The 12,624-nt window shown below is 55.6% G+C and carries 8 protein-coding genes; all 8 read right to left on the reverse strand.

Annotated elements, in window-relative coordinates:
• Positions 1 to 50: 50 nt before the first annotated feature.
• The 8 genes from prsR to pssD all read right to left on the reverse strand — a co-directional run bounded on the left by prsR (position 51) and on the right by pssD (position 12,615).
• Complete coding sequence (gene prsR, locus SCL_RS07835; protein ID WP_197702561.1) at positions 51 to 1,397, reverse strand: PEP-CTERM-box response regulator transcription factor; 1,347 nt, start codon at positions 1,395 to 1,397, stop codon at positions 51 to 53.
• Between the two features lie 15 nt (positions 1,398 to 1,412).
• Positions 1,413 to 3,503, reverse strand: a complete 2,091-nt coding sequence (gene prsK / locus SCL_RS07840) for an XrtA/PEP-CTERM system histidine kinase PrsK (protein WP_197702562.1) — start codon at positions 3,501 to 3,503, stop codon at positions 1,413 to 1,415.
• A gap of 565 nt (positions 3,504 to 4,068) precedes the next feature.
• Positions 4,069 to 6,462: a tetratricopeptide repeat protein gene (locus SCL_RS07845; RefSeq protein ID WP_096360705.1), complete on the reverse strand. Its 2,394-nt coding sequence runs from the start codon at positions 6,460 to 6,462 to the stop codon at positions 4,069 to 4,071.
• Positions 6,463 to 6,513: 51 nt separating this feature from the next.
• Positions 6,514 to 8,142 (reverse strand): glycosyltransferase family 4 protein, encoded by a 1,629-nt coding sequence (locus SCL_RS07850; protein ID WP_096360706.1) that lies wholly within the window; start codon positions 8,140 to 8,142, stop codon positions 6,514 to 6,516.
• A 142-nt stretch (positions 8,143 to 8,284) separates the two neighbouring features.
• On the reverse strand, positions 8,285 to 9,871 hold the full coding sequence (gene xrtD / locus SCL_RS07855) for a VPLPA-CTERM-specific exosortase XrtD (RefSeq protein ID WP_197702563.1): 1,587 nt from the start codon (positions 9,869 to 9,871) through the stop codon (positions 8,285 to 8,287).
• A gap of 198 nt (positions 9,872 to 10,069) precedes the next feature.
• A complete protein-coding gene (locus tag SCL_RS07860) occupies positions 10,070 to 10,987 on the reverse strand; it encodes a glycosyltransferase family 2 protein (protein ID WP_096360708.1) in 918 nt (305 codons plus the stop codon).
• Between the two features lie 21 nt (positions 10,988 to 11,008).
• Positions 11,009 to 11,482, reverse strand: a complete 474-nt coding sequence (locus SCL_RS07865; RefSeq protein WP_096360709.1) for a glycosyltransferase — start codon at positions 11,480 to 11,482, stop codon at positions 11,009 to 11,011.
• Positions 11,479 to 12,615 (reverse strand): PssD/Cps14F family polysaccharide biosynthesis glycosyltransferase, encoded by a 1,137-nt coding sequence (gene pssD, locus SCL_RS07870; RefSeq protein WP_096360710.1) that lies wholly within the window; start codon positions 12,613 to 12,615, stop codon positions 11,479 to 11,481. The genes SCL_RS07865 and pssD overlap by 4 nt, the downstream gene beginning before the upstream one ends.
• Positions 12,616 to 12,624: the final 9 nt, after the last annotated feature.

Genomic DNA, 12,624 nt, shown 5'->3' on the forward strand with positions numbered 1-12,624 from the left:
CTCGGCGACACACATCAACCCATTAATGTGTTCTTGCGTATGTCCGGCTTTTATACCTTGAGGTTCAGCTTCCGAATCATGTCATACATGGTCGGCCGGCTGATGCCGAGCATGTCGGCGGCGGCGCTGACCTTGCCGGCAGAGTGGCTCAGGGCCCGCAGAATCGCCTGACGCTCCGCCTGCTCACGCACGTGGCGCAGATCCAGACTCTTCTCATCCAGCGCCACCTCTTCGAGCTCCAGATCGCGCGCCACGATCGTCTTGCCCTCTGCCATGATGACGGCGCGCTTGATGCGGTTTTTCAGTTCACGCACATTACCCGGCCAGCTGTAGGCCTCCATGGCGGTCAACGCCTCCTTGCTGAAGCTGCGGAGGTTTCGTCCCTGTTCACGGTTGAAGTGATCGAGATACATACGCGCCAGCAGCAGGATATCCCCGCCCCGCTCCCGCAGTGGCGGGATCTGGATGGCAATCTCGCTGATGCGGTAGTAGAGGTCCTCGCGGAAAGTGCCTGAACGGATCTTTTCCTGGAGATCCTGATGCGTGGCGCAAACAACACGCACATCCACGGGGATCTCCTCGCGCCCACCCACCCGCTCCACCACGCGCTCCTGCAGGAACCGCAACAGCTTGGCCTGCAGCGACATGGGAAGATCGCCTACTTCATCCAGAAACAGCGATCCGCCGCTGGCGTACTCGATCTTGCCGGGGGTTTGCTTGGCAGCGCCGGTAAAGGCGCCCTTTTCGTAGCCGAAGAGTTCGCTCTCCAGCAGGTTCTCGGGGATCGCGGCGCAATTGATGGCGATGAAACGGCCGCTGGCGCGGGGGCTCAGGTCATGCAGGGAGCGCGCGCACAGCTCCTTGCCGGTGCCGCTGTCGCCCAGCAGCAGAATCGAGGCGTTCGAGGGCGCGACCTTCTCCACCGTGCGGCATACCCTGACCATCTCGGCGCTGCAAGCCACCACGCCTTCCACGGAATGGTCGGTTTTCTGCTGCATGAGCGCGTAATTTTCCAGCTCCAGCTCACGCAACCGATAGGCACGATTGACGATCATGCCGAGGATCTCCGCGTCGATCGGCTTGTGATAAAAATCATAGGCCCCGGAACCGACGGCACGCACGGCGTTCTCGCGGTCGTTCTGTCCGGTGACCACGATCACCTTGGTGTCAGGACGCTGCGAGACGATTGCCTCCAGGGTCGCGAGACCTTCACTGATGCCATTGGCATCGGGCGGCAGGCCGAGATCGAGGGTCACCACCGGCGGCTGATGTTTGCGCAGTTGCTCCATCGCCGCGGCACGGTCGCCGGCCACAACCACCTCGTAACGGTCGAAGCACCAGCGCAGCTGGTCCTGCAGCCCGGGGTCGTCTTCCACCACCAGCAGTTTGTTGTTCATCGGCATAATGACGGGTCAATGCTGATTCTGCTGATATCGCACCGGTTCCAGCGCGGGTTGATGCGGCAAACGGATGCGGAAAATCGTCCCCTTGCCCGGTTTGCTCTCCACCTCGATATCGCCTCCCAGGGAGCGCACGAACTCGCGCGCTTCGTAGACGCCAATGCCCATGCCGGAATCTCCCTTGGTCGTCTGGAATGGCCGGAACAGCCGGGCACGAATGAAGGCCTCATCCATGCCGCAACCGGTATCCTCCACCTCCACCACCGCATGGCTGTTGAGCTTATGCAGCCGAACAGTGACGCGCCCGTCTTCCGACGTCGCATCCTGGGCATTACGGATTACATGGCCCATCACCGACGCCAGGCGATCGCGGTCGGCTGTAACCGCCATGTCCCTCGTATCGCATTCCAGCACCGGCGCGGGTGTGGATGCCTGCGCTTCGCGCACAACCTCTTCCAGCAATCCAGCCAGGTTGACCATGCGCCTGGTCTCGGTCTGCGCGCCTTCGCGCATGCGCGCCAGGAGGCGGTTCATTTTTGAAACCGAATTTTCCACGGTACTGATGACATTTTCCATGAACAACGGATTGTTGCGGTGCCGGGCGGCGTTGGACACCACCAGCGACAGCTGGGAAATCAGATTCTTGAGATCGTGCACGACATAGGTGGAAAGCCGGTTGAATGCCTCGAACTGCCTCGCCTCCGCCAGGGCCTGGGAAGCGGCGTGCTGCGCCAGATGGCTGGCCGCCTGGGTGCCGGTGGTCTTGAGAAGATCGCAGTCCTCCCAGTTGAAATGACGGGTCACCGCGGGAGAACGCGCCAGCACCACGAAACCGTGGAGTTTTTCCTGCAAGATGAGCGGTGCAATCAGCCAGGCGTCGGTCAAGGTCCGCAGCCAGCTCGGCATCACCAGATCGCCGAGACTCTGGTACAGCCCCGGGTCACGCCGGTATTCGTCGAGATTGATGACCCATTTCTGGATTTCCAGAAACCGGATGAGCGAACTGCCCGCGGGCTCATTGGCGGACAACGGCGGCTCCATGTTCCATTTGGCTTCAGGCTCATAATGACCTTGTTCCCGTCGCAACCACAACACCCCGCCCGGACTGTCGATCATCTGGGCGATGGCGCGGATGGCCCGTTCCGGGAGCGGGATATCCGTTTCATTCGACGACAGCGTCCGGATAAACCGCAACCACTCCTCGCGGTAATCGTATTTGTAATGGAAAAAATGCTTGTTGATAAAAACCCTCAAGCGCGCACGCAACGGGCCCGAGAACAGCAGGATCAAAAGCAGTAGTCCGGCACCGAACAGGAAAATGGTCTGCGCGACAATACCCCAGGTTCCGCCATAGTCGCGGACATAATACCCGCCGACTCCCATGGCAAGCAGGTAAACACCGCTGCCCAGCAAGGCCGAGGTATGAAAGATGATTCTGCGGGACACCAGAACACCCGGTGACCACTGCGGGTTTCTGGCCAGCGCAATGCCTACCATCGGCACCACCGTGGCATTGATAAACCCTCGCGCTTCCCATAACGCAGGATCGATACGCTGGAATAACAGGGCATCGGAATAGAGATAAAAATCGTACACGAACATCCCGCCCACGCCGAAACACAGGTATTTGATGGCGCGCATCAGATCCTTCGGTGTATTGCGCAGAATATGCTCCAGCAACACCAGACCCGCGATGGCAAGCGTCAAATGACCGGCCAGCTGGAAATCGAATCCTGACAGGAAAGACAGGCCAGTGGCACTGAAGTGGTGATAAAGCGCAAACAGCGTCGTTACCGCTGTCACCGCATAAAGCCCGTGTCGCACAAGGGCGAGCCAGGTGGACATGGCGCCCTTTTCCCCGAGCTTGACGTGCAGCATGTGCAGCAAAAAAGTCAGCCACGCGAAATCGCGCAACAGCTCCAGAAGCTGGGGGACAATCAGGGGAGTTCCATAGGCGGCCTGGTAAGCGGCGGCGGCGGCCCACAACGCGCTCGCGGTGCTGGCCAGAGCCAGCAGGCGTTTAAACGAGCCATCTGCACGGCCGATCAGCAATACCGCCAGAAGCACGAGAAAAATGCCCGCCGCGGACAGGTAGCTAATCACGCCGACATTCATATTCGATCAGCACCAGCTCATGCATGACAACCAAAAGCAAATCTCTGCCTCGAGTTCATCAATACCTGTTTGACATCTTTAAACTTCATTCCTGGCCAAAAATGAAAATGTCGTGGTTTGCCTTCCAACGAGTCTCGTCGGCCAGCTTTGGTGCAGGCTGACAATCCACGCCGAGTTAACGCCATTTTGTTTTTCCGGGTCTCGGTGCAACAATGCGCTCGTAGGGGCTATCCTGCCGTCCTTCCTTTGTTTAACCGGGCCCGAGCATGCCCGATCTTTCAATCGCCGCGCTTCTCTTTGAATAATATACCTGAAATCAGAGTCGAATAAAGCACGGTTCCAAACAGAAGTTTGGCATAAGTTTCAGGCTATTGGCAGCCCTTCTTAAGGCAGGGAGTGACACAATCCACGGCCTGGATTGCGGCACGTGGCGCCGCAATCCAGAAGATATTTTGTCATGGCCTGGCTTGTTTTTTCGTTCGGCCCGGATTACCGGTTCATGTCGCCGACACCACATGGGCCATACACACAAGAACCCGGCCCCGGATTCTGCCTATGGGATCTTTTTGAGCGTCTCTCGGGCTTCATCTTTTCCGGCAAAATCATCCTTGCCAGTCGATGCCTTGGCGAGCTCGGCCTTGGCTTCGGCCAGGTTACCCTGCTTGTAATAAGCCATGCCCAGATGGTACCGGAAAACAGATACATTCGGCGCCTGTTTTACAACATTCTGCAAAATCGACACCGCTTTTTCCAGGTCACCGGATTTGTAATATACCCAGCCCAGCGTGTCACGGAAGGCCGGTTGCGACGATGTATCAAAGTGCTCGACCAGCGTCCTGGCTTTTTTCAGGCTCTCAGCGTCTCCCTGATGATCCACCAGCAAGGCCGCCAGGTTGTTTGCGGCAACGTGAACGTTCGGATTTTTGCTCAAAATACGTTCGTAAGCAGCGATAGCCTCTTTGAAGTTTCGGGTTCTTTCATGGAACTCCGCCTTATGCAGCAACAACATCGCGTCATCGGGAATCGCCTGAAGGCCCTGTCGATAGACTTCTTCCGCCGCCGGCATATCACCGAGCATGAATTTGAGATTGGCAAGATTTCTGTATGGCACATTCCATTTTGGATTGGCCTTGATTGCCTGGCGCAACGCCTTCTCTGCTTCGGGGTACTGTTTGCGCGCGATATGAACTTCGGCCAGCAATTCATGCACAAACCGGTGATCAGGCGTTTTCTCTATAATTGCTTCCAGGCGGCTGACCGCGCGTTCCGGTTTACCCTGCGCCATATAGGCGTTCACTATTCCGGACAGCGGCTGCAGGACATCGACGCCGGATTTTTTGAGTGCCTGGTCGAATTCAAGAATTGCCGCGTCATATTTCTTCTGCGCCAGATAAAACTGCCCCATTTGATAATAACCACGCGAGTCGTCTGGATAGATCTCCTTGATTTTTGCGATCGCAGCTTGCAGACCTTTCAAATCGCGCTTGGCGGCATGTACTTCCACCTTGGCTTGCAGCGCGTCGATATCCTTCGGCGACACTTTGAGTGCTTCATCTATCCATTTCTGGGCGCTCGCATAATCCTTGGCCTTTACATAAAATTGCGCCATTCCCAGTCGTACTTTCGGATTCCCGGGATTCAACTCTACAGCTTTGAGCAGGCTTTCTTTCGCAAGCTCCGGCGCCTCATTCAACATGTGCGCGCTGGCAAGCAGCGTGAGAACCTCAATGGACTTTGGCTGATCTTTCTCCACTATCCGCAGACTGGTAATGGCATCTTGTGCGTTGCCCTTTGCCAGGGATAATTTGGCCTTGAGGAGCAACGCCTCGTTGTCCTGCTGATTTTCCTCAAGAACCTCGGACATCAGCCGCTCGGACTCATCCAGGCGGCTGCGCGCAAACAACAGGTTGGCCAACCTTGTTTTGGCAGCGAGGGTTTCCTGCTTGGTTCCATCAGCCTTGATGATCGCCCTGTAGGCGTCTTCGGCCTTGTCTAAAGCGCCGTTACGCTCATACAGGCTGGCCAGCCCGAATTGAAGCTTGAGGCCATCGGGATTGGCCTTGATGGCGGCAAGCAGTACCGTCTCCGCCTTCGGGAAATCGTTCCGACCCACGAAATAGTTCGCCAACAACAAATGACGATCCATGTCGGCGGGATCGGCCTCGACAGCATTGCGCAGGGTTGCTTCCGCCTTGTCAGCCTGACCGAGCTGGGAATAAAAGTTTGCAAGCGATACACGATGCGGCAGTTTGTCCGGCTCGATGCGTATTATTTCCTGAAGAAGCTCTTCAGCCTTGGCGCTGTCTTTTTTGCTGAAATAGATACCGGCTAACGCGACACGGAATGACACATTTTTCGGGCTTGCCGCAATCCCTTTTTCAAGCACCTTCACCGCCATGTCGGGTTTGCCCTGCTTCATGTAAAACACTGAAAGGAGATCAATAACATCATCCTCGGTTGATTTGGTCGCCAGCAATTCATCCGCCTTCTGAAAGGCGGATTTGGTATCACCCTTCTGGGCCATGACCAGGATCTTCAGTGCCTGGCACACGCTGTTGTCGGGCTGCTTTGCCAGGACATAATCCGCCATTTCCAGCGCTTTGTCGGCGTTTCCGGAGAGAAGATACATAAGTCCCAGCCTGACTCTGGCTTTAAGATGCTCAGGATTCAGTTCTACTGCTTTTGCATAGGAACCGAATGCTTGCTGCCAATTTTGCTTTTTCTCTTCGAGAAGGCCGAGCAGATAATAAGCTTCTGCAAACTTGGGGTCGATTTGCAGTGCATTCTTGATCTCGATCTTGGCTTTATCGTAATTCTGCGCCTCCATGTAGGCCTTGCCCTTCTCAAGGTACCTGGCCTTGCGTTGCTCGGCGCCGCCACAACCGGAAATAACCAGTGCGACCAGCGCCAGCGCGATCGTCTTGATGATGATAGTTCTGTGAACCATTACATGCCCCAGGGTGTTTATGTTTGAGTTGAAAGGATTCGTGGCAACCGGCTAGATCAGACCGCGTACAGCAATTGTCGCCAGGGTGGTGAGCGTAGCGAAAGTCAGAAGATGCACCAGTTTGCGCATGCGCGTAATGATGAGTTCGCAACCATAAAAGAGAATCATAAGCTTGACCGCCATGCCTCCCAGCTCTGCCTTCTCAGGCAGATTATGCAGTAAAAATCCGGCAAACAGAACCACAAAAATGATCAGATAATCCATGGGCGTGGTCTTGAACTCGGCCTTGCTGCCATAGCGGATGGTAATCCCGATTGCAGCCACCAGCAGGACAAAATACACAACCTCGATCGTATCCAGGTACGGCGCCCACTGCTTGCAATACTGGGTCTCGAGATAGACGACAAAGGCGGCTGTCACATAGGCGACGACTTGCAGCACCGTTGTGTCCCTGGCCCGGCGCAGCGCCAGATACACGAGCAGGATCACCACCAGTACGGCCGACACAACGCCGAGGTCACGGGGAATCCGGGACGCCATGAATCCAGTCAGAACAAACAGTACCGGTATGGCCAGCGACACAAAACGCATCGGGATGGCGGAAAACAGCCGGTGCTGCTTGATCGAATCAATGATCTTTGCCAGGCCTGTGGGACGCTGGGACTTGGTTGCACGCCACCTGTTTTTTTCCGCAACAATGAGGAAGGCGAAAACCAGGGCACAGACACCCAGATAGATGGACAGGATGAGCGCGTCAGATTCATACATCAGGAAAATCGCGCTGATGACAAAGAACGTCTGAATTGAATAGATGATCACTACCGCTTCGTAATGATCAAAACCAAGCGCCAGCAGTCGATGATGAATATGATTCTTGCTTGCCCGGAACCAGTTCATGCCGTGGTAAACGCGCTGGGCGAAAACCGCCAGAATGTCCACGATCGGCAACCCCAGCAACAGGGCGGGCAACGCAGGACTGACAGCCGTGTTTACCTTTTCGACCAGGAGAACGGCGAGAAATCCTGCCGTGAAGCCGAGAAACTGGCTGCCTCCATCGCCCATGAAAACACGGGCAGGATGGGTGTTGTAACGCAGGAAGCCGACTATCCCGCCGAGGGTGGCCAACGCAACGATAATCAGAAAAGATGCCTCGCCATCCGCCAAGTAAGACAGATAAGCCATCGCGCTGAGGCTCAACAGGGACATGCCGCCGGCCAGGCCATCCAGCCCGTCGGAATGATTTACAGCATTGATCATCCCCACCATGGCAATAACGGTAAAGACTTTTCCGGTGAATTCCTCCAGTTCGCCGGCCACAAAGGGCAGATGCGTGACATACAGATCGCCGTAATAAACCACTGCGCCCACTGCGATGAACTGGCCGATGAACTTGACGTAATGACCAAGCTCCTGAATGTCATCCCACACGCCGAAGGCCAACAGAACCAGCGCACCAAACAGATATGCGCCTGACAATGCATCGAGCGGGAGCCACAACACCAGTGGCGCCAGTGCGCCCAGCACGATGCCGACGCCGCCGGCGCGTGGAATCGGTTCCGCATGCACCTTGCGCTGGTCCGGACGATCAATCATCCCGATTCTCGGCGCCAACCGCACCATCAGGGGGATTATGGTCATGCTGAGAACGAGAGCGGTGATAAAACCTAAAAGGTAGGTCATTTCAAATTCGAAAATGGCGCATGGTTTTTATGAATTCCTAATTCATTAAAGTGCGCAACACACGTCACGCCCGTATTTCACAAGACCGCCAGCAAGCCTGATATGACTCTACTGAAGGCGCAGATCCATAAATTCGACACGCTCAATCAGGTATATATGCTCTGAGTGGTTCACTGATCTGCCTGGTGAACTCTGCCAGCCGCCTGTCAGCGTCCGCGATGTCCTCGTTCGGCATGATGGGAGACACCAGACGCACCAATGCACCATCGGTACGGTTTTTCATAAGCGAATCCCAGAAGATATACCATTTTACAAGGTATTCACTTGTGATATTGCGGCCGCGCTGCTGAAACCAGTAATAGACAAGCTGTTTCTGGTCGCCATGCTGGATCACGACACGGTTTACCATCAAGGGCTCGCCGGATGCAGATGTCGCGCCAGACGCATACACTCTGAGATCGGTTAATTTCCATCCGCCACCCGGCAGACAGGCGCGCGGAGAGTGGGGAACCTTGTGCGCCGCGAGCTGGTTTTCATAATAAGCCACATACAGATTAACCGGCACTTGCTGTTTCGCGCCCACGTAGTTTGCAAGCAGGTAATCGTCAAAGTTCAGCACATCGATATACATCTTCTCCATCTGTGCAGCACGCCCCTGCCAATCCCCGAGATGGAGCGGAAACTCCGAGAGAGGCTTCCTGGGAACCGCGGCGCTCGTTCTCTCTGGCAGTGCGATCGATGCAATCGCGGTTGCAGCAATAATTACAGAGGCAACAATAAACGGAATGGGCAGTGTTCGCTTCTGCACCATTGCCTCCTTCGGGGTATCCGACGGGAACTCCAAGCCGAAAACCTGACGCAGAGGCCGTTTCACTCCTCCGACTTTGCTTAGCAGCCATATCTCACCGACGAGTACCGCCGTGCACGCCATGAACACGATCCACCCCTCAAAATCATGCAGGAAGCCTTCCGCCTGCGCCGGCCCGCCATATTCGACCAGAACACCAATAACCCCGATGCGTACGCTGTTCATCAGGATGGCGATGGGAATACTGGACAGCACCACGGTGATGCGTTTCCACAAACTATCCTTGTAGAAGTACGCCGCTATGAGCCCAAGTGTCACAAGAGGGAACATGTAACGGAGTCCGCTACAGGCTTCGACTACCTGCAGTTTCATTGAGCCGAGATCAATCACATTGCCTTCGAGAAACACGCTGATACCGAACATCCGTATGATCGCCACGCCAATCTCGGAAGAGAGCAATTGCATGTTGGCGGAAAAGGTTTCATAGAGAAAACCCGGGAGCGGAATCATGAAAAAGAGCAACAACACGGGAACAAGGATAATCTGGAGCGCCCGCCAACCCATATATGCCAGGAATAAGCCCGCGATGACGATAATCATCGCGTAATTGATGAGCAGTGAGAGTGCGCTCATGCGCCCCATGACGAATAGCACCAGGCCCAGAACCACGAGAACCACTCCGGTAACAGAGCCCGTGAAAGGCAGGCGCTCAAGCACATCCTTGCGTTGCCAGATCAGGAAGGCGGAGATAAATGGAATCAATACCCCGTGGCTGTATTCTTCCTTGTTGAACCACATGTAGAAGATAAAATCGAATCCTTTGTGGAACGTAAGACCGAGCAAGCCGCTGACGATGACGGCAAACAGAATTGCCAGCGGAGTCATTTTCCAGACAGTTACGGGGGAAGCGGAATCAGTCATGATGGGCTCTGAGAGTCAGGTGAAATAGGTTTGGAGCGAAGCAATCGGGTTATTATTGTATAATCCTGGCACTACCTGTCCGAAAACATGCATCCTCAGGTTTAAGTGCGCCGGTCGGGCGCAGTAATTACTGGATACAAACCTGGAGGCTTGTCACTACCACTCCCTGCCCAGACTTGAGAAAGCCGGTAAATTTTATCATTTCCAATACGCCTTTTGCATGCTTACGGCACGCTTGAATGACAGGGGTAATTTCGATTCCAGCAGACCCATACGATACCCGAGGAGCTTCATGGCACTCCTCGCAATGGAGGACGGAAACAGATACAGGCGCCTTGCTCCCAGGTAGCGCCATTCGGAGAGCACAAACCTGAGCCCTTCTCCATGTGGTGCGCCGAATTTTCCAAGCACCCAGCGCTCCCTGGCATGAAAAGCGCCTACATCGAAATAACGCCGGAATTCCTGAAATGGGGAATAGCCGTGCGAATGTATGACAACAGCGTCGGCATTATAATGCACCTTCCACCCCGCCATTATCATCCTGGCAGCAACATGCATGTCCTCCGAAACAATTACGTTGGCCGGGAAACCCCCTACCGCCTTCATTGCGGCTACCCGGTAAGCAGCGAAAGAATTGGAGATAAATGCGGCTTTCAATCCCAGGCGCTTTATGTCTGCCGCAGTTTGGTATCTGGATTCGCCCGGGTAATTGAACAGACGCGCATGCGCTTCGAACGGTCCAGCTATCTTGCGCGCAAGCTGACGTCCATACGCCACACCCACATCATCCACTGCAAAAGACGATACGATGCTGGTGATGGAATCCTTGTGGGCCAGCACGGCGTCCTGGGTCAGAAACACTGCTATGTCGATCCCGTCCAGAAGATCAATTGCCAGCTGCCGGGTACCTCCATGGTTGAAATCCTTTCTGTCAATCTTGTGCACGCGGTAGCCTTCGGTCGCCGCCTTCTCCGTGGTTCCATCGGTGGACGACGAGTCAACCACCAACACAACATCCGGCTTGAAACTCTGCATCCTCATGCCGCGAACCCAGTCATCCCACATGGAGGACGCATTCAAGGTCGGTACAATAATCGCAACACGTTGCGTCTTCATAATATCCCCTAAATCATGAAATCAGCCGGCGATATGGGCTGTCACATACTCCGCCAGCATTTTTGGTATGGCGCTGCCACTGCGCGGATTCGGCTTGAAACCCATGGCCCCGCGTATAGCCGTTTCCAGACCATTTATATCGTATAACCCGATCAGGTAGCCCTTTTTCTCCATGGCCCTCACCATCTCTTCCTGCTGGTCCGGAGATTCTTTCAAGGCTGGGTATCGCGGCACCGCCAGGATCGGCTTGTCGAACTGCAGGGCGTCGCGGATTCCACCATAGCCGCCCTGGGTAATGACAAGTTCGGCCTGCCCGATCAGGCGCAACAACACATCGCGCTCGACAAAGCGCTCAAACCTGCAGTGTCTGGGTTCATAACGCGTATGGCCCAGTTGAATAAAAACCTCCCAGCCATTTTTGCCGGCCAATTCGTCCAGGGGGCGGACCAGTCTGTCAAAGGAATCCGGCCCGGTGCCAACCATCGCCACGATCACAGCAACACCCCACCGTGCCTTGCCTTGGGATACACCTTCAACAACGGCTCCCATTGCACATAAAACTCGTCGGCGAAGCGATAAAGAAACTTGCCGGTTCGCGATGGCGTGTTCACGCGGGCGGCGGTTTCAATGAACACCAGCCTGGCCCCGAGAACCTTGGCGATCAGACAGGTGGGAATCACCATGCCGGCGCCGGTGCTGATAACCAGTTCGGGCCGATGCTTCACCACCAGCCAGAAGCTCTGCCACGCATTCAGCAAATACTTGAGCGGATCGCCATGCGGGTTGATCAGATAGTCACGTTTCCAGCCGACACCCTGCAAGGTCTTTTCGGTATGCGGCAGCCGCAGAGTGACGATGGTCGCCCGTAAAGGCACGCCCTCGATCGCCAGCAGCGCTTCGGCAAGATGGCCACCGCCCGACGATACCACGATGGCGCGCGGCGGCTTTATTTCCTCTGCCTGCGTTACATTCTGCGCCAGCATGGACTTCACCTGGCCGAGCGAAACAGCTCCGCCAAACGATTCCATCGTGCGGCTGCCGTGCGAATACAATACCAGTGGCGGCTCTTTCGACACATTCATCTTGGCGGCCGTTTCCCGCGCATCCCTGAACATATAAATATCCATCGGGAATCCATTGAGGGCTGCGCGCAATCGCTCGAGAAACACCCGATGGGCAACCCGGAAGGCGTTCCAGAAACCTGGCATGGCGATATAACGCGCATCCAGGTCGGAGGTCGACCGGAAGATGCCGCGCACGATGCTGCCGAAAACCAGCGCACCGGCAAGCGAGGTCGGTCGGTCGCGCACCAGACGTGTCTGCATACCTTCCACGTACCGGAAAAACCGGTCACGGTCGCGATAGAAGCAGACGCCCCGGACACCGGCATCGTGCACCAGCACCGCAAAGGGATGTCCATTGAATATCGCGCTCAGTGTATGGGCGGTCAGAAAGGCGGCGACCCAGACCCCTCCCCCGCCGCCGACTAATCCGAACAGCCAGACGAGCGACAGCACCAGCAGCGCCTCCAGGGAAAAACGGTGCAGGCGCTCAACCCAATTCATATATATCACGCCCTGTACCAGCCAGTAGCGCAGCAGCACCGGTATGGGCGAGCTCAGGATCATTCCGTCAAC

This window comes from Sulfuricaulis limicola, assembly GCF_002355735.1.
Classification (GTDB): Bacteria; Pseudomonadota; Gammaproteobacteria; order Acidiferrobacterales; family Sulfurifustaceae; genus Sulfuricaulis; species Sulfuricaulis limicola.